The following is a 16,963-nucleotide window of genomic DNA, read 5'->3' as shown; positions in this document are numbered from 1 at the left end:
TTTTGGTCAAACGCGCGTCAAGTCGATTCAAAACCCGAGACGTTCCCGGCGCACCGAATAGACGACGAAACCGGCGCCGAGCCCGAGGAAGGCCGTGCCGCCGACGACGTACGGCGTGGTGTCGAAGCTGCCGGTGTCGGCGAGCCGGGCGCCGTCCTGGGTGTCCTGGTCCTGGGCCGCCTCGGCGGTCGTGGCCCTGGCCTGCTGCGTGACCTGCGTTCTCGCCGGTTCGTCCTGGGACGCGTTGGCGGAAGGGACGAACCACAGGGCGCCCAGGAGGGTGCCCGCGGCGGTGGCGGTCAGCAACGAACGGCGAGCGGGTGACACGGAATATCGATCCCCTTGTGGCGCTGGCGAATTGGCCGTGTGGGGCGATGTTAATGAAAGGGGCGGGTCACAGGAAAGTCACGGGGACGAAGGGCCGTACTCTCCGGGACATGAGCACTTCAGAGACATCACGTTTTGTCCGCCTTCGCGTGGAACTCGTCGTCGAGATCGGCGACGAGGAGGTCGTGACGAGGGCCGCGCTGGAGCGGATCGCCGACGATTCCGAGATGCCGGCCGACGAGCAGACCCACGCCGAGAGCGCTGTGACGGAAGACACCGCGGAGGCCCTCGCGTATCTCGTCGATCCGTTCGACCTGGTCAGCGAGGTACCCGGGGTCGAACTCGTCCAGGCCTCCTGGTCCAGCGAGCAGATCGACTACGACCCGGATTCGCCGGAGTGGGACCTCGACGAGGATGATGTGACCGAGGACGAGGAAGAAGAAGCGGCAGCGGCGGCCGGCTGAGCAGTCTTGGGGAAATCGTGACCCCGGGCGGCAACCGCCGCCCGGGGTTTGCTCGTCTCAGGGGGCGCACGGACCGAGATCCGCACCACCCGCCACGGCGGACGTGGTGTGCCCCACACCTTCGAAGAATGTGGAACGGGACGAACCGGTCGTAGCGTTGAAGATTCATTAACGGGGACTCTCGGGGTTTTGGGGATTTGGCAACGATGGAGAAGCGTGTGATGACGGTCAGTAAGCGGCGCAGGGGCCTGACGGTCGCGTCCGCACTGCTCGGCGGTGTGCTCGTGCTGTCGGCCTGTTCCAGCGGCGACGACGATGCCTCTGGCAGCAGCAGCGACACCTCGCAGGCCAAGGCCGACGAGGCGGCGGCCAAGAAGACGTCCGAGGCCGACATCAAGATCACGCCCAAGGACGGCTCGGACAACGCCTCCATCAACAACTCGGCCGCCGTCACCGTGAGCAAGGGCACGCTCACGGACGTCTCCATGACGACCGCCGACGGCACCGAGGTCGCGGGCGCGCTGTCCGCCGACAAGACCAGCTGGAAGCCGAGCGCCCAGCTGGAGCGCTCGACCACCTACAAGCTGGCCGCCGAGGCCAAGGACTCCGACGGCCGCGTGGCCCACGAGAACGCCTCGTTCACCACGGTCTCCCCGACCAACAGCTTCATAGGCAACTTCACGCCGGAGGACGGTTCCACCGTCGGCGTGGGCATGCCGGTGTCGATCAACTTCGACAAGGCGATCACCAACAAGTCGGCCGTCCAGAAGGGCATCACCGTCTCCTCGTCCAGCGGCCAGGAGGTCGTCGGGCACTGGTTCAACGCCAACCGCATCGACTTCCGCCCGGACGACTACTGGACCGAGAACTCCACCGTCACGCTGAAGCTCGCGCTCGACGGTGTCGAGGGCGCGGACGGTGTCTACGGCGTCCAGCAGAAGACGGTCACCTTCAAGATCGGCCGTAACCAGATCACGTACGTCGACGCGAAGACCAAGCAGATGAAGGTCACGCAGGACGGCAAGACGGTCAAGACGATCCCGATCTCGGCCGGCTCCCCGGAGAACAAGACGTACGAAGGCATCATGGTGATGTCCGAGAAGTTCAAGGAGACGCGCATGAACGGCGCGACCGTGGGCTTCACCGACGACGACGGCAAGGGCGAGTACGACATCAAGGACGTGCCGCACGCCATCCGCCTCACCAACTCCGGCACCTTCGTGCACGGCAACTACTGGGGCGCGAAGTCCATCTTCGGCAGCGTGAACACCAGCCACGGCTGCGTCGGCCTCTCGGACACCAAGGGCGCCAACGACAAGGGCACCGCGGGCTACTGGTTCTACAACAACTCGATCGTCGGCGACGTCGTGATCGTCCAGAACACCGGCGACAAGACGGTCTCCCCGGACAACGGCCTCAACGGCTGGAACCTCAGCTGGGCCGACTGGAAGGCCGGCTCGGCCGTCTGATCCAGGGTCAGTTCACAGTTTCCCGATGCCGCCCCCAGGGGCGGCATCGGTGTTTCCGGGCTTCGCCACAGCCTTCTCATGCATCTCTTATTTGGGCCTTATCCAGTCATCACGCGCCGTACCTAGCTTGCGGCGCATGTTCTTCACCTACCTGAGGCGCGAACTGCGCCGCCGCAGAAAGGCGGCCCTCGTCGTCGCCTCCGGGCTCGCGCTCGGTATCGCGCTGGTCATCGTGGTCAACTCCGTGTCCTCCGGCATGGGCAAGGCCCAGGACAAGGTCCTGGAGTCGCTCTACGGTCTCGGCACGGACATGACGGTCACCAAGGCCGCCCCGGCGCAGTCGGGCGACAACGCCCAGCAGCGCCCGCGTTTCCAGTTCGACGCGCAGGACGGCGACTCCGACGCGGAACAGAGCAGCGACATCGTCATGCCGCAGGGCTTCCAGACGCTGGCCGCCACCACCGTCACCAAGGTCGGCTCGCAGAACGGTGTCGCGGACGCGGTCGGCGGTCTGAGCCTCCAGGTCATCAAGGTCGACGGTCAGTTCACCCGCGGCCAGTTCCAGCAGAACGACAACGGCGGGCAGCAGCAAAACCGCCCCGGTGGGAACGGCGGCGGCACCGGCCAGCCGCAGGGCGAAGTGCGCGGCGGCGGCGCCGACTTCGACGTCAACAACTACTCCGTCTACGGCACCGACGTCACGCAGTCCGGCGCCGGCCCGCTGACCTCCTCCAAGATCACCAGTGGCCGTACCTTCAAGACGACGGAGACCGACGCCAAGGTCGCCGTCGTCGACTCGGCCTACGCCAAGGAGAAGGAACTCAAAGTCGGCTCCATGGTCACCATCAAGAAGATCAAGTTCAAGGTGATCGGCGTCGCGACCGCGGACAGCGGTGACGCGGCGGCCAACCTGTACATCCCGCTCAAGCAGGCGCAGACGATCAGCGACCAGAAGAACAAGGTCACCACGATCTACGTCAAGGCGACGGACTCCCAGCGGATCGACGCCGTCAAGTCGACCATCCAGAAGAACATCTCGGGCACGACCGTGACGACCTCCGCCGACCTCGCGGACACCGTCTCCGGCTCCCTCTCCACCGCCTCCGACCTCGCCACCAGCGTCGGCAAGTGGCTGTCCATCGCGGTCCTCATCGCCGCGTTCCTGGTCGCCGGTCTGCTGACCTCCTCGGCGGTCTCCCGCCGGGTCCGCGAGTTCGGCACGCTCAAGGCCCTGGGCTGGCGCTCGGGCCGGGTGACCCGGCAGGTCGTCGGCGAGGCGATGGTCAACGGGCTGCTCGGCGGCGCGCTGGGGATCGCCCTGGGCCTGGCGGGCGCGTATGTCGTCACGGCCATCAGCCCCACGCTGGAAGCCCAGTTGGGCGGTGGCGGTAACACCGGTGGCGGCCCCGGCGGAGGCGGCGGCTTCGGCGGCGGCCCCGGCCGGCAGACCGCGTCCCGGACCCTGGACGTCGCCCTGACCGCCCCGGTGAGCGTGACGACCGTGGCCATAGCGGTGGGCCTCGCGGTGGCCGGCGGCCTGATCGCGGGCGCGTTCGGCGGCTGGCGCGCGTCGCGGCTGCGCCCGGCGGATGCACTACGGCGCGTCGAGTAGCGCGGGGCCCGGTTGTGGCTGGGGCGAGTCGACCCACCCAAGGGGCGCGGGGAACTGCGCGACCAGCCCCCACGCACCCGCAGCCAAACGCATCCGCACCACCCCCGAACCCCACCAGGAGCCACCCACCATGTACGAACTCAGAAGCGTCACCAAGCGCTACACCCGCGGCAAGGAATCCGTGGACGCCCTCGCCGGCATCGACCTCACCATCGCCGACGGCGACCGCCTCGTCATCCAGGGCCCCACCGGCGGCGGCAAGTCCACCCTCCTCCAGATGCTCGGCGGCCTCGACCGCCCCACGGCGGGCGAGGTCGTCCTCGACGGCACCGACCTGGCCAAGCTCTCCGAGGCCAAACTCACCAGGGTCCGCAGCGAGAACATCGGTTTCGTCTTCCAGTCCTTCAACCTGATCCCCACGCTCACCGCACAGGAGAACGTGGAAACCGCCCTCGTCCCCCTCGGCACCAAGGTGAAGGAACGCCGCGAACGGGCCGCCGAGGCGCTGAAATCCGTAGGCCTCGGGGAACGCCTCGGACATCTGCCCGGCGAGATGTCCGGAGGACAGCAGCAGCGCGTCGCGATCGCCCGCGCCCTCGTCAAGAACCCCAAGGTGCTGCTCGCCGACGAACCCACCGGCAACCTCGACGAGTCGATGCGCGACGAGATCATGGACGTACTCGAACGCATGTGGAAGGAGCTCGGGCTCACTTTCATCATGGTCACGCATGACTCGGCCCTCGCGAAGAAGGCCCCGCGGATCGCGACCATTCGCAAGGGCAAGATCACGGTGAAGGAGAACGCGGGCGCGTGAATATGAGCAACACGTAACAGTGCCTCCTGTGGGGTTCCTGTCTATTGAGGTGCCTGATCACCCCCCGGCATACTGCGTATTCCGGGGGGCGACGCGCATGCGTACGGGACCACCCCCGGCTGGGTGAACGGGGAATTCACCCGGTTCTTCTGCAAGGGGGAAACTTGCGCAGACAAGTGAAAAGAGTGTGTGCCGCCACCGTGGCCACGGGAGCGGCGGTCGCCCTCGCGGCGGGCATGACCAGCCCCGCGGCGGCGCAGCCGGAACAGGCGGCGCCCTCGCCGGCCGCCTCCTCTTCGCTCAAGGCACACCACCGCATCACCCTCATCACGGGTGACCGGGTCTCCGTGACCGCCAAGGGGCAGGTCGTCAGCGTCGAGCGGGGGGAGGGGCGCGAGCACATACCCTTCCAGGTCCGCAAGGCCGACGGGCACACCCTGGTCATACCCGGCGACGCGGCCCGTCTGGTCGCCGCCGGCAAGCTCGACCAGCGGCTGTTCGACATCACCGAGCTCAACAAGTCCGCGACCCGCAAGTCGCAGGCCAAGGGCCTGAAGGTGATCGTCGGCTACAAGGGCGCCGCCACCGCCGCCAAGGACGACGTCCGCGACGCCGGCACCCTCCGCCAGACCCTCAAGGCACTGAACGCGGACGCGGTGCAGACCCCGACCGCCGACGCGCCCGAGCTCTGGGACGCCGTCACCAACGGCGACAAGACGGCCTCCGGCATCGCGCACGTCTGGCTCGACGGCGTCCGCAAGGCCAGCCTCGACAAGTCCGTGCCGCAGATCGGCGCCCCGAAGGCGTGGGCCGCCGGTTACGACGGCAAGGGCGTCAAGATCGCCGTCCTGGACACCGGTGTCGACGCCACTCACCCGGACCTCAAGGACCAGGTGATCGAGGCCAAGAACTTCTCCGCGGCCACCGACGCCACCGACCACTTCGGCCACGGCACGCACGTCGCGTCCATCGCGGCGGGCACCGGCGCCAAGTCGGGCGGCAAGTTCAAGGGTGTGGCGCCCGGCGCCAAGATCCTCAACGGCAAGGTCCTCGACGACTTCGGTTCGGGCGACGACTCCGGCATCCTCGCCGGCATGGAGTGGGCCGTCGCGCAGGGCGCCGACGTCGTCAACCTCAGCCTCGGCGGCATGGACACCCCGGAGGTCGACCCGCTGGAAGCGGCGGTCAACAAGTTCTCCGCCGAGAAGGGCACGCTCTTCGCGATCGCGGCGGGCAACTCCGGTCCGCAGTCGGTCGGTTCGCCGGGCAGCGCGGACGCCGCGCTCACCGTCGGCGCCGTCGACGACAAGGACGTCCTGGCACCCTTCTCCAGCACCGGCCCGCGGGTCGGCGACAGCGCCATCAAGCCGGACGTGACCGCGCCGGGCGTGGACATCACGGCCGCCTCGGCCAAGGGCAGCGTCATCGAGCAGGAAGTCGGCGAGAAGCCGGCCGGCTACCTGACCATCTCCGGTACGTCGATGGCGACCCCGCATGTCGCGGGTGCCGCGGCGATCCTCAAGCAGGAGCACCCGGAGTGGACGTACGCCGAGCTGAAGGGCGCGCTGACCGCCTCCACCAAGGGCGGCAAGTACACCCCGTTCGAGCAGGGTTCGGGCCGGATCCAGGTCGACAAGGCCATCAAGCAGACCGTGATCGCCGAACCGGTGTCGGTGAGCTTCGGTACGCAGCAGTGGCCGCACACCGACGACAAGCCGGTCACCAAGAAGCTGACGTACCGCAACCTCGGTGACAAGGACGTCACGCTGACGCTCTCGTCGAAGGCCACCAACCCCAAGGGCGCGGCGGCTCCGGCGGGCTTCTTCAAGCTCGCCAAGACGAAGGTGACCGTCCCGGCGGGCGGCACGGCCTCCGTCGACTTCACCGTCAACACCAAGCTGGGCGGCACGGTCGACGGCGCGTACTCCGCGTACGTGACCGCGACGGGCGGCGGCCAGACGGTCCGTACGGGCGCGGCCGTGGAGCGTGAGGTGCAGTCGTACGACCTCACCATCAAGCACATCGGCAAGGACGGCCAGCCCACCAAGGACTACGACAGCGTCCTCGTCGGCTACACCGGCCTGGCCAAGGACCGCGGCTACCGGGTGACGGTCGACGAGTCCGGCACCACGAAGATGCGGCTGCCCAAGGGCGACTACCTGCTGGACGCGTGGATCGCCAAGGACTGGGTCACCTTCGAGGGCGGCCTCGACTGGGTGGTCCAGCCGAAGCTGAGCATGACCAAGAACCGCTCGGTGACGATCGACGCCCGCAAGACCAAGACATCCGACATCACGGTCCCGGACGCCTCGGCCAAGCCGGTGTCCGCGATGATCAGTTACTTCTACGAGCCCGCGATGCTCCCCATCGGGGTCGGCATGGACTCCTTCGAGAACATCCGGATCGCGGCGCTCGGTGCCGATGTCCCCAGCGGTCTGACCCAGACCTGGTTCGGGCAGTGGGCCAAGGGCGCGAACACCGAGTACGACGTGGCGACCAGTGCCAACGTGAAGCACCTCGTCGGCGACAAGGTCCGGCACTACAAGCAGAGCGAGCTCGCCACGGTCAAGGCCGCCATGGGTGCCGCGGCGAGTGGCAAGACCGGCGCGATCAGCCCGTGGGGCCTGCTGCCGAACGACTTCGTCTTCGGCGCGCCCGTCGAGCAGCCGCTGCCCGGCACCCGCACCGTCCACCTGTCCACGGGTGACCAGATCAAGTGGGGCCTGGACTTCCTGCAGTACGGCGGAGTCAAGGACCCGGACGGCCTCTCCATCCCGGAGGCCGGCTACACGCTGGGTGAGCCGCAGACGTTCAAGCCGGGCACCACGTCCACGAAGACCTTCAACACCGCGGTCTTCGGCCCGCACATCAACAAGGCCAACGGCGTCTTCCGCGAGGGCAACTACCTCTACGGGGCCATGTCGCTGTTCGCCGACGGTGCCCAGCACTCGGGCTCGTCCGACTTCACCTCGGTGAAGACCGAGCTGTACCGCAACGGCACGAAGATCGGTTCCAACCAGGACCCGCTCTTCGGGGAGGCGTTCACGGTTCCCGCCGCCGACGCCGAGTACAAGCTGACGTCCTCCGTGAAGCGGAGCGTCAAGCTGGCGGCGGCCTCGACGCGGATCGACGTGAGCTTCACGTTCCGCTCGAAGAAGGCCGCCGGCGACGACGCCGTCACGCTGCCGGCCTCCACGGTCCGCTTCAACGCCAAGACCGGGCTGGACAGCCGCGTCAAGGCCGGCGAGACGGTGAAGATCCCGGTCACCGTCGAGGGCGCGGCCAAGGGTTCCAACCTGAAGTCGCTGTCGGTGTACGTGTCGTACGACTACGGCAAGACCTGGAAGAAGGTCACCGTCACGGGCGGCAAGATCACCGTGAAGAACCCGGAGAAGGGGAAGGGCATCTCCTTCCACGCCAAGATCGCCGACAAGAAGAACAACAAGTCGACGATCTCGATCTACAACGCGTACTACGGAAAGTAGTCCGCCGCAGTAGGCCATGAGCGAAAGCCCCACCGGAGGTGCAGCCTCCGGTGGGGCTTCCGTGTTTGTGTGGTGCCCATGACCGCCCACACCGTGGAATACGTCCGATACCACATCCCGGAAGACCGTTCGGCGGAGTTCCTGGCCGCCTACACCCGCGCCGCGGCCCAGCTGGCGGCGGCGCCGCAGTGCGTGGACTACGAACTGGCGCGCTGCGAGGAGGACTTCGCGCACTTCGTCCTGCGCATCACATGGACCTCGACGGAGGACCACATCGAGGGCTTCCGCAAGTCGGAACTCTTCCCCGACTTCCTTGCCGAGATCCGCCCGTACATCGCCGACATCGAGGAGATGCGGCACTACAAACCGACGACGGTACGCGGCGCGGGCTCGGCCGTGCCCACGCTGTACGAGTGGGCGGGCGGCGCGGAGGCCTTCGCCCGGCTGACGTCGGTCTTCTACGGCAAGGTCCTCAAGGACGACCTGCTGGCCCCGGTGTTCGACGGACTGGCCCCCGAGCACGCCGAGCACGTGTCCCTGTGGCTGGCGGAGGTCTTCGGCGGCCCGCCCGGCTACTCCGAGACCCAGGGCGGCCACGGCCACATGGTCGCCAAGCACCTGGGCCGGGGCATCACCGAGCCCCAGCGCCGCCGCTGGGTCAGCCTCATCCAGGACGCCGCCGACGAGGCCGGCCTGCCGACCGACGCCGAGTTCCGCTCGGCCTTCCTCGCCTACGTCGAGTGGGGCACCCGGCTCGCGGTGTACTTCTCCGGACCGGACGCCAAGCCGCCGGCGGAGCAGCCGGTGCCGAAGTGGGGGTGGGGGGTGATGCCGCCGTACCAGGGGTGACGTAGGGTCCGCGCATGACCGCTGCCGTGACCGCCATGATCACCGCCGTGGTCGGTGTCCTCGGCACTCTCTTCGCCCCTGTCCTCAGCCAGCGGCTGACCTCGCGACAGCGGGCGGAGGAGGCCGAAGTCGCCGAACGCAGGCGGCTGTTCGAGGACCGGCGGACCGCCTACACGGCGATGAACCGGGCCTCGCGTCAGTTCCACACCCTCCTCAAGGACGCCCTGCACCGGCTGCGCGACGACGTCTACACGGACCACGACCGCGAACAGCTGGAGGAGGTGCGGCGGGAGTACCGGGACCGGTACGCCGAGGCGCAGATGGTCGTGCCGGAGCGGATCCTCCAGGCCTCGCGGGCCGTGAACGAGGTGCTCGCGGGCATCGACGCCGTGGTGAAGCGGCTCGACCGGGGGCGGGCCCGGGACGGGGAGAGCGCCGTGCGGGCGTTGCTGGACCTGAAGGAGGCCGAGCCCCGGCTGTCCGAGATGCGGCGGCTGATGCGCGAGGACCTCGGCGTCGCGGACTGAGGGGTCCGGTCAGGTCCGCGGGGCCGTCGAGTCCTTGCCCGCGCGGGTCGCGTCCGTGCCCCAGCTGGCCAGCAGGCGCAGGGCCTCCGCCGAGGGCGAGCCGGGTTCCGCGTGGTAGGTGATCAGCATCTGTTCGCTGTCGTCGGAGAGACGGAACGACTCGAAGGAGAGGGAGAGGTCGCCCACCAGGGGGTGGCGGAAGTGCTTGACGCCGTAGCCCTTCTCCTTGACGTCATGGGTGGCCCACAGACGTCTGAACACCTCGCTCTTGACGGAGAGTTCACCGACCAGGGCGGACAGGCGCGGATCGTCGGGGTGGCAGCCGGCGTCCATGCGCAGATAGCTGACGATGTCGGTCGCCTTCGATTCCCACTCCACGAACAGGTCGCGGTACTCGGGCCGCAGGAACACCATCCGGGCCCAGTTGCGGTCCTGCGGCGGCAGTGCGGACCAGTCGCCGAAGACCGCCGCGGCCATCCGGTTCCAGGCGAGGATGTCGGAGCGCCGGCCCGAGATGTAGGCAGGGACCCCCTCGATCGAGTCGAGCAGCTGGAGCAGCGCTCCGCGCACCTGCTGGGTCCGCCCGGTCTGCTTCTTCTTGTGCTGCTTCGGCTTCGCGAGATGCGTGAGATGGGCGTGCTCGGCGTCGGTGAGCCGCAGGGCACGGGAGATCGCGTCCAGGACCTCCGCCGACACGTTCCGTCCGTTGCCCTGCTCCAGGCGCGTGTAGTACGCCACCGACACCCCGGCCAGCTGCGCCAGCTCCTCGCGCCGCAGTCCCGGCACCCGCCGGTGCCGTCCGAAGTCCGGCAGGCCCACGTCCTCCGGCTTCAGCCGGGCCCGCCGGGTGCGCAGGAACTCGCTCAGCTCGGCACGCCGGTCCAGCGCGCCGCCGGAGGGCTCCTGTACGGGTTCGGGGCGTTCGTCCATGCCTCAAGTATTCACGGTCGTACGCTCATCATCCTGACCCCGCCAGTAGTAGGAACAGCGAACGTAGGCAGAGCGGTGACCTGGGTGAACGTCCTCCGCTCGGGCAGGGTGGTGTCGTACCCGGTCAGAAGGCGGCCGGGTGCGACACCACTGCTAGGAGAACCCCGGCATGACCACCGTTGCTGCGTACGCCGCCCCCGCCGCGAAGGCTCCGCTGGAGCGCACCACCATCGAACGGCGCGCGGTCCGCGAGTTCGACGTCCTGATCGACATCAAGTTCGCCGGCATCTGCCACTCCGACATCCACCAGGCCCGCGAGGGCTGGGGCGAGGCCATCTTCCCGATGGTCCCCGGCCACGAGATCGCCGGCGTCGTGTCCGAGGTGGGACCCGGCGTCACCAAGTTCCGGGTCGGCGACCGGGTGGGTGTGGGCTGTCTCGTCGACTCCTGCCGCGAGTGCGAGAGCTGCAAGGCCGGTGAGGAGCAGTACTGCACCGGCGGGAACGTGGGCACCTACAACGCGGTCGGCAAGGACGGCGAGCCCACTTACGGCGGCTACTCCGAGAAGGTCGTCGTCGACGAGAACTTCGTCGTCGGTATCCCCGAGGGCATCGCCCTCGACGAGGCCGCGCCGCTGCTCTGCGCCGGCATCACTCTGTACTCCCCGCTCAAGCACTGGAACGCCGGCCCCGGCAAGAAGGTCGCGATCGTCGGTCTGGGCGGCCTCGGCCACATGGGCGTCAAGATCGCCCACGCGCTCGGCGCCGAGGTCACCGTCCTCTCTCAGTCCCTGCGCAAGCAGGAGGACGGCCTCAAGCTGGGCGCCGACCACTACTACGCCACCAGCGACCCGAAGACCTTCGAGGAGCTGGCCGGCACCTTCGACCTGATCGTCTCCACGGTCTCGGCTCCGCTCGACTTCAGCGCGTACCTCTCCCTGCTCAAGCGGGACGGCGCCCTGGTGAACGTCGGCGCCCCCGAGGAGCCGATCTCCCTCAACCTCTTCTCCGTGATCGGCGGCCGCAAGACGCTCGCCGGCTCCATGATCGGCGGTATCGCCGAGACCCAGGAGATGCTGGACTTCTGCGCGGAGCACGGCTTCGGCGCGGAGATCGAGCTGATCCGCGCCGACGAGATCAACGAGGCGTACGAGCGGGTGCTGGCGAGCGACGTCCGGTACCGCTTCGTCATCGACACGGCGACGATCTGACGCCTGCCGCAGGACCGAGGGCCCCGGAGCCGCACTGCTCCGGGGCCCTCACCGCTTCCCCAGCAGCCACAGCAGATACGGCCCGCCGACCAGCGCGGTGAGCGCGCCGACCGGGATCTCCAGCGGGGGCACGAGGGTGCGGGCCGCGAGATCGGCCGCGACCAGAATCACGGCACCCGTCAACGCGGCGTTGAGCAGGGGGAGGTGGGGCGTGCGGGTGAGGCGGCGGGCCAGCTGGGGCGCGGTGAGGGCGACGAAGCCGATGGGCCCGGCCGCCCCGGTCGCCGTCGCGGCGAGCACGACCCCGAGGACGGTGAGCCCGAGCCGTACCCGGCCTACCCGCACCCCGAGCGCGGCCGCCGTGTCGGGGTCCAGCCCGAGCGGCAGCGACGCCCGGCCCGCCCACCCGAGCGCGGGCAGCGAGAGCAGCAGGACGAAGGCCAGCGGCCCAGCCTGCTCATAGCCCCGCCCGTTGAGGCTCCCGGTCAGCCACAGCTTGATCTGCTCGGCCGCCTCCAGCTCGCTGTCCGTGAGATACAGCTGCACGACGGCGGAGAGCGCGACCCCGATCCCGACGCCGGTGAGCACGAACCGGCTCGGCTGCATCCCGTGCCGCCAGGCGAGGACATAGACCAGCGCGGCGGCCGCGAGCCCGCCGGTGACCGCGACGACGGGCATCGCCCCGGGCGCGGTGATGGTCCCGGTGGCCAGCGCGAGGACGGTCGCGGCGGCGGCTCCGTGTCCGACACCGATGACGTCGGGGCTGGCGAGGGGATTGCGGGTGACGGTCTGCACGAGCGCCCCGGCCAGCCCCAGGGCGGCGCCGACGAGCGCGCCGAGCACGATGCGGGGTACGCGGAGCTCGCCAACGACGAGCGCGTGGGGGCCGTCCCCGGTGCGCAGCGTGTGCCAGACCTCGGCGGGGGAGATGTACGTCCGGCCGAGGCAGGCGGAGGCCAGCATGACGGCGGCCAGGAGGCCGAGGAGGGCGACGGCCACCGCGGCGGAACGGCGATGCAGGACGAGCGAGGTGGTGGGCGTGGGGCGCAGGACGGTCCGCGTCTTCACGAGGCCACGCCTCTCCGGCGTACGAGAACCACCAGCACGGGCACTCCGACCAGCGCGGTCATGACCCCGGCCGGCACCTCCGCGGGAGCCCGCACCACCCGGCCCGCCACATCGGCGCCGAGCAGCAGCGCGGCTCCCAGCAGCGCCGACAGCGGCAGCACCGCCCGGTGCCCGCCGCGGACCAGCCGCCGGGCCAGATGAGGCACCGCGAGCCCCACGAAGGCGATGGGTCCCGCCGCGGCCACCGCGGCGGCGGTCAGCAGCGTCGCGCCGAGCGCCGCGGAACCCCGTACGAGATGCACCCGATGCCCCAGCGCCCGAGCCGTCTCGTCGCCGAGCGCCAGCGCGTCCAGTCCTCGCGCACAGGCCAGCACCAGCACGGCCCCGGCACACAGGAACGGCAGCATCCGTACGACCGTCCCGGCGTCCCGGCCGCTCAACGCGCCCACCTGCCAGAACCGGAACTGGTCGAGCGTCGCCGAACTCGACGTCAGGACCACCGTCGTCCCGCCGGCCGTCATCGCCGAGAACGCCGTCCCCGCCAGCGCCAGCTTCACCGGCGAGGCACCGCCCCGGCCGCGCGCGGCGATGGCGTACACCAGGCACGCGGCGACGACGGCACCGGCGAAGGCGTACCGGACGTAACCGGCGAAGCCGTTCGCGAGGCCCAGGGCGATGGCCAGGACGACCCCTGCCGCCGCGCCCTGGCTCAGTCCGAGGATGCCCGGGTCGGCGAGCGGGTTGCGGGTGACGCCCTGGAGCGCGGCGCCCGCGAGCCCGAGCGCGGCCCCGGCGGTGAGTCCGACCTCGGTGCGGGGCAGCCGCAGGGACCGTACGACGAGCGCGTCGGGTGAACCTCCGCCGTGCAGCAGCGCGTCGAGGACGGCCGAGGGCGGGACGGGACGGGTGCCGACGGCGAGGCTGAGCAGCGCCGCGGCGGCCACCGCGAGGACGGCCGCCGGCCAGGCGAGACGTGCGGTCACTCGCCGATGTGCTCGGTGAGCTGTCGTACGACCAGACGCGCGGCGGTGGGACCGGCGTTGAGGTACCAGGGGTCGTCGTCGACCTTCACCGCGTGCCCGGCCCGGACGGCCTTCATGGACTTCCACAGCGGTCCGGCGAGGACGCTCGAGGCGTCGGTCTTCTTCGCGTCGCCCTGTACGGAGTAGAAGATCCAGTCCCCGTCGGCGCTGTCGACGCTCTCCGGCCCGATGTCCTCGGAAATGGCGTGGAACCGCTGGGACTCGGGGCGCTCGAGGCCCATGTCCACGGCGAGGGAGCCGGTGAAGGAGGAGACGCCGAACATACGGGTGCGGTCGGGGGTGAAGCGGACCATGGAGACGCTGGGGCCGGTGCCGAGGGCCGCGCCCTTCTCCTTGGCGTCGGCGACGATGCCGTCGAGCAGTTCCTGGGCCTGCTGCCCCTTGCCGACGGCCGCGCCGACGAGCAGGAGGTCGCGCTTCCAGTTGATGCCGTTGCCCGCGGTGATCACGGTGGGCGCGATCTTCGACAGCTTGGGGTAGAGGTCGCCGAGGGAGTCGTTGGCGAGGATCAGGTCCGGCTTCGCGGCGGCGAGCGACTCGAGGTTGGGGGCCTGGCGGGTGCCCGCGTCGGTCATGCCGGCGAGTTCGGCCTTGTCCTCGGGGAAGGCGTCGGCGAGGTAGCCGGGGACGAGTCCGGCGTTGTCGGCGCGGGTGGTCGCGGTGGGGACGAGGCCCAGGGACAGCAGGTCGTCGAGCTGGCCGGTGCTGAGCACGGCTATCTTCTTCGGCTCGGTCTTCAGGGTCGTCCCGCCCTTGAAGTGGGTGACCGTGCGGGGGAAGGTGCCGTCGGTGACCTGGTCGGAGCCCATGCCGGCGGCGAGGGTGCTGGGGGCTGCGGAGGGGCCTTCCGAAGCGCCCGCGGAGGCGCCGATGACGTTGCTGCGGGAGCCCTCGTCCTTCTTCGCGCCCTCGTCCGTCGACGAACAGCCGACGAGCAGCCCTCCGATGGCGACCGCGGCCAGGACGGCCTTCAATCTCACTGCGCGCACGACTTGCTCCGGCAATCTTGTGGGGGGATTTGCTTAGGCAAGCCTTACCTTAAGCGGTGTCGCTGTGTGCTCCTCGCGCGGGACGAGAAAGCAATACGAGAAAAAATCCGCCGCCGTCTGTCACATCGCCCCGACGCCGGGGGTCAGTCCGGTGAAGGCAGTCGAACCTCGCGGAACTGGAGCAGACATGACGAAGACGGCACCCCTCCTGGTCACCGGCGGCACGGGCACCCTGGGCGGTCATGTGGTTCCGCTGCTGCGGGCGGCCGGTCACGAGGTGCGGGTCCTGAGCCGCGGTGCCCGCGAGGGCGGGGACGGCGTCGAGTACGTCACCGGCGATCTCCTGACGGGGGAGGGCGTGGCGGCGGCGGTGGACGGTGTCGAGACGGTCCTGCATCTGGCGGGCGGGCCGAAGGGGGACGACGAGGCGACCCGGAATCTGGTGCGGGCCTGCGTCGGCGCCGAGGTGCGCCACCTCGTCCACATCTCGGTCATCGGCGCCGACCGCGTCCCGCTGGCCTGGCTGCGGACCAAGCTCGACGCGGAGCGGGCCGTCGCCGGCTCGGGCATCCCCTGGACGACCCTGCGGGCGGCCCAGTTCCATGACCTGACCCTCACGATGATCGAGAAGATGACCAGGCTTCCGGTGCTCCCGGTGCCCGGAGGCCTGCGCCTTCAGCCGGTGGACTCGGCCGAAGTGGCCGCGCGACTGGTCGAGTTGACGCTGGGGGAGCCCCAGGGGCTGGTCCCCGACATCGCGGGTCCACACACGTACGACATCGCCGAGCTGGCCCGTCCCTACCTCGAACTCCACGGAAAGCGGGGCCGGTTGAGGATGCCGGTGCGGATACCGGGCAAGGCGGGGAAGGCGTACCGGGCGGGGGCGAACCTCACGCTGCGGGGGGCGGAGACGGGGAAGCGGACGTGGGAGGAGTTCCTGGCGGGGCGCGTGGGGTGACTCAGCCGGCGGGGGCGCGGGTCCACAGGGTCACGTCGCTGCTGGTCGCCACGGCGAGAGTGCGGCCGGAGGGGGAGAAGCCGACGGCTCGCAACTCGGAGTACGAGGAGTGGAAGATGTGCCACCACCCCTCTCCGTGCGGTGCGCGGTGCGGCATGCTGCTGCCGCGGGAGAGCAGGACCCGGTCGTGCGGCCAGTCGGGACTCACGACCTCCAGGACCCAGCCGTCCCCGCTGCTGGTGTGCAGAGCGCCGCCGAGGAGCCCGGCGACGTGCACCCGGCGACCGGCGATCGGCCCGAGCCCCGTGCACGACAGCCCGGGAGGCGCGTCGCGACCGCACTCCTCGGCATCGGGACCGGGGTCGCGGTCCCGGGCGATCCGCTCTCCCGTGACGGCGTCGAACAGCCCGTGCCCGTCCGCGGAGACGACCATCACCAGGTCCCGCCCGTTCCCCGGATGCGTGGCGAAACCGATGCCGAGCAGCCCCCCGACAAGGGCGCACCCCTCGAAGACCGGCCGCCAGGGCTCGGGCGCGGGCACGACCGGGGCGGCGAGCATACGGTCCCGCAACTGCGCCTGATAGGCGGTCAGTCCACCGCGGCCACCGGTCTGTCGGTGGCGGTCGCCGTCAGTCGCGTCGGTCATGAGCCGGTCGCTCCGGTGGTCCGGCCCTCCAGTGGGAAGCGGTAGACCGTGGACTCCCGGGCCCGGAATCCGAGTCGTTCGTAGAGGCGGTTCGCCGGGCCGCGGTCCGGGCGCGAGGTCAGGTCGGCCGTGCGGGCTCCGGTCTCGTGGGCGATGCGGAGGGCCTCCTCGATGAGCAGGCCGGCGACTCCCCGGCCGCGGGCGGCGGTGTCCACGACGACGTCCTCGACGCGGGCCCGCAGACCGGACGGCAGGGGCAGCACCGCGAGGGTCAGCATGCCGACGATCCCGGCCGGGGTGCGGGCGAGGAGGACGGTGTTCGCGTCGTGCGTCAGCATGCGCTCGACGGCCTCATGGTCGAGGGGCTTCGCCGTCGACGACAGTTGGGGCAGCAGGCGGGCAAAGGCGTCGACGAGTTCCTGGCTCGCCGCACGGGCGATCTCCACACGGACGTTCATGCCGGGAGCTTCGGTCATGGGCTGAGGGCTCCGCAACTTCGACGGCGGTCCGCGGGGCCGACCGCACGGTCACGGATCTCGGTTCGGGCTTTCGGGCCTTCGGGAACGGGACTG

The 16,963-nt window shown here is 70.0% G+C and carries 16 protein-coding genes; 9 read left to right on the top strand and 7 right to left on the bottom strand.

Features of this window, described 5'->3' with window-relative positions; translation table 11 throughout:
• Positions 1 to 27 precede the first annotated feature (27 nt).
• Positions 28 to 306: an LPXTG cell wall anchor domain-containing protein gene (locus tag ACIOHP_RS01470; protein ID WP_307037232.1), complete on the bottom strand. Its 279-nt coding sequence runs from the start codon at positions 304 to 306 to the stop codon at positions 28 to 30.
• A 131-nt stretch (positions 307 to 437) separates the two neighbouring features.
• Here ACIOHP_RS01470 and ACIOHP_RS01465 point away from each other — a divergent pair, with 131 nt between their 5' ends.
• The 7 genes from ACIOHP_RS01465 (at position 438) to ACIOHP_RS01435 (ending at position 9,547) form a co-directional block, all read left to right on the top strand.
• On the top strand, positions 438 to 791 hold the full coding sequence (locus tag ACIOHP_RS01465) for a hypothetical protein (RefSeq protein WP_361548497.1): 354 nt from the start codon (positions 438 to 440) through the stop codon (positions 789 to 791).
• A gap of 206 nt (positions 792 to 997) precedes the next feature.
• Positions 998 to 2,260, top strand: a complete 1,263-nt coding sequence (locus ACIOHP_RS01460) for an Ig-like domain-containing protein (RefSeq protein WP_401882269.1) — start codon at positions 998 to 1,000, stop codon at positions 2,258 to 2,260.
• A gap of 136 nt (positions 2,261 to 2,396) precedes the next feature.
• Positions 2,397 to 3,872, top strand: coding sequence for an ABC transporter permease (locus ACIOHP_RS01455; protein ID WP_401882266.1), 1,476 nt, complete (start codon positions 2,397 to 2,399; stop codon positions 3,870 to 3,872).
• A gap of 130 nt (positions 3,873 to 4,002) precedes the next feature.
• On the top strand, positions 4,003 to 4,686 hold the full coding sequence (locus ACIOHP_RS01450) for an ABC transporter ATP-binding protein (protein ID WP_327719062.1): 684 nt from the start codon (positions 4,003 to 4,005) through the stop codon (positions 4,684 to 4,686).
• A gap of 236 nt (positions 4,687 to 4,922) precedes the next feature.
• Positions 4,923 to 8,171 (top strand): S8 family peptidase, encoded by a 3,249-nt coding sequence (locus ACIOHP_RS01445; RefSeq protein WP_401883106.1) that lies wholly within the window; start codon positions 4,923 to 4,925, stop codon positions 8,169 to 8,171.
• A gap of 78 nt (positions 8,172 to 8,249) precedes the next feature.
• A complete protein-coding gene (locus tag ACIOHP_RS01440; protein WP_361480394.1) occupies positions 8,250 to 9,020 on the top strand; it encodes an antibiotic biosynthesis monooxygenase in 771 nt (256 codons plus the stop codon).
• Positions 9,021 to 9,034: 14 nt separating this feature from the next.
• Complete coding sequence (locus ACIOHP_RS01435; protein ID WP_361548507.1) at positions 9,035 to 9,547, top strand: hypothetical protein; 513 nt, start codon at positions 9,035 to 9,037, stop codon at positions 9,545 to 9,547.
• A 9-nt stretch (positions 9,548 to 9,556) separates the two neighbouring features.
• Here the strand turns inward: ACIOHP_RS01435 and ACIOHP_RS01430 are convergent, their stop codons facing one another.
• A complete protein-coding gene (locus ACIOHP_RS01430; RefSeq protein ID WP_361548510.1) occupies positions 9,557 to 10,477 on the bottom strand; it encodes a helix-turn-helix transcriptional regulator in 921 nt (306 codons plus the stop codon).
• A 169-nt stretch (positions 10,478 to 10,646) separates the two neighbouring features.
• Here ACIOHP_RS01430 and ACIOHP_RS01425 point away from each other — a divergent pair, with 169 nt between their 5' ends.
• Positions 10,647 to 11,687, top strand: coding sequence for an NAD(P)-dependent alcohol dehydrogenase (locus tag ACIOHP_RS01425; protein ID WP_307026586.1), 1,041 nt, complete (start codon positions 10,647 to 10,649; stop codon positions 11,685 to 11,687).
• 48 nt (positions 11,688 to 11,735) lie between these two features.
• On the opposite strand, the gene ACIOHP_RS01420 is transcribed toward ACIOHP_RS01425, so the two are convergent.
• The 3 genes from ACIOHP_RS01420 to ACIOHP_RS01410 are packed head-to-tail and all read right to left on the bottom strand — an operon-like array spanning position 11,736 to position 14,787.
• The gene (locus ACIOHP_RS01420; protein WP_401882260.1) at positions 11,736 to 12,755 is read right to left on the bottom strand and encodes a FecCD family ABC transporter permease; all 1,020 of its coding nucleotides are present in this window, start codon (positions 12,753 to 12,755) and stop codon (positions 11,736 to 11,738) included.
• Positions 12,752 to 13,738, bottom strand: a complete 987-nt coding sequence (locus tag ACIOHP_RS01415; protein ID WP_401882257.1) for a FecCD family ABC transporter permease — start codon at positions 13,736 to 13,738, stop codon at positions 12,752 to 12,754. Before ACIOHP_RS01415 ends, ACIOHP_RS01420 begins: the two co-directional genes overlap by 4 nt.
• Complete coding sequence (locus tag ACIOHP_RS01410; protein WP_401882254.1) at positions 13,735 to 14,787, bottom strand: ABC transporter substrate-binding protein; 1,053 nt, start codon at positions 14,785 to 14,787, stop codon at positions 13,735 to 13,737. The genes ACIOHP_RS01415 and ACIOHP_RS01410 overlap by 4 nt, the downstream gene beginning before the upstream one ends.
• Positions 14,788 to 14,974: 187 nt before the next feature.
• Here ACIOHP_RS01410 and ACIOHP_RS01405 point away from each other — a divergent pair, with 187 nt between their 5' ends.
• Entirely contained in the window at positions 14,975 to 15,745 is a 771-nt protein-coding gene (locus tag ACIOHP_RS01405) for an SDR family oxidoreductase (protein ID WP_401882251.1), read from the top strand.
• Between the two features lies 1 nt (position 15,746).
• Here the strand turns inward: ACIOHP_RS01405 and ACIOHP_RS01400 are convergent, their stop codons facing one another.
• Together ACIOHP_RS01400 and ACIOHP_RS01395 are read right to left on the bottom strand one after the other, a co-directional pair.
• Positions 15,747 to 16,391, bottom strand: coding sequence for a hypothetical protein (locus ACIOHP_RS01400; RefSeq protein WP_401882248.1), 645 nt, complete (start codon positions 16,389 to 16,391; stop codon positions 15,747 to 15,749).
• Positions 16,388 to 16,867: a GNAT family N-acetyltransferase gene (locus ACIOHP_RS01395; protein WP_361548531.1), complete on the bottom strand. Its 480-nt coding sequence runs from the start codon at positions 16,865 to 16,867 to the stop codon at positions 16,388 to 16,390. The genes ACIOHP_RS01400 and ACIOHP_RS01395 overlap by 4 nt, the downstream gene beginning before the upstream one ends.
• Positions 16,868 to 16,963: the final 96 nt, after the last annotated feature.

The organism is Streptomyces sp. NPDC087859 (assembly GCF_044742595.1).
In the GTDB taxonomy this organism is placed as follows: domain Bacteria; phylum Actinomycetota; class Actinomycetes; order Streptomycetales; family Streptomycetaceae; genus Streptomyces; species Streptomyces canus_F.
The sequence above is the reverse complement of the archived record's forward strand: the minus strand, read 5'-3'. Positions and strand labels throughout refer to the sequence as shown.

What these genes read in the sequence shown, in the direction of transcription:
- ACIOHP_RS01465 (WP_361548497.1), top strand. Translation starts at nt 438, where the DNA reads ATGAGCACTTCAGAGACATCACGTTTTGTCCGCCTTCGCGTGGAACTC.
- ACIOHP_RS01460 (WP_401882269.1), top strand. Translation starts at nt 998, where the DNA reads ATGGAGAAGCGTGTGATGACGGTCAGTAAGCGGCGCAGGGGCCTGACG.
- ACIOHP_RS01455 (WP_401882266.1), top strand. Translation starts at nt 2,397, where the DNA reads ATGTTCTTCACCTACCTGAGGCGCGAACTGCGCCGCCGCAGAAAGGCG.
- ACIOHP_RS01450 (WP_327719062.1), top strand. Translation starts at nt 4,003, where the DNA reads ATGTACGAACTCAGAAGCGTCACCAAGCGCTACACCCGCGGCAAGGAA.
- ACIOHP_RS01445 (WP_401883106.1), top strand. Translation starts at nt 4,923, where the DNA reads ATGACCAGCCCCGCGGCGGCGCAGCCGGAACAGGCGGCGCCCTCGCCG.
- ACIOHP_RS01440 (WP_361480394.1), top strand. Translation starts at nt 8,250, where the DNA reads ATGACCGCCCACACCGTGGAATACGTCCGATACCACATCCCGGAAGAC.
- ACIOHP_RS01435 (WP_361548507.1), top strand. Translation starts at nt 9,035, where the DNA reads ATGACCGCTGCCGTGACCGCCATGATCACCGCCGTGGTCGGTGTCCTC.
- ACIOHP_RS01430 (WP_361548510.1), bottom strand. Translation starts at nt 10,477, where the DNA reads ATGGACGAACGCCCCGAACCCGTACAGGAGCCCTCCGGCGGCGCGCTG.
- ACIOHP_RS01425 (WP_307026586.1), top strand. Translation starts at nt 10,647, where the DNA reads ATGACCACCGTTGCTGCGTACGCCGCCCCCGCCGCGAAGGCTCCGCTG.
- ACIOHP_RS01405 (WP_401882251.1), top strand. Translation starts at nt 14,975, where the DNA reads ATGACGAAGACGGCACCCCTCCTGGTCACCGGCGGCACGGGCACCCTG.
- ACIOHP_RS01400 (WP_401882248.1), bottom strand. Translation starts at nt 16,391, where the DNA reads ATGACCGACGCGACTGACGGCGACCGCCACCGACAGACCGGTGGCCGC.
- ACIOHP_RS01395 (WP_361548531.1), bottom strand. Translation starts at nt 16,867, where the DNA reads ATGACCGAAGCTCCCGGCATGAACGTCCGTGTGGAGATCGCCCGTGCG.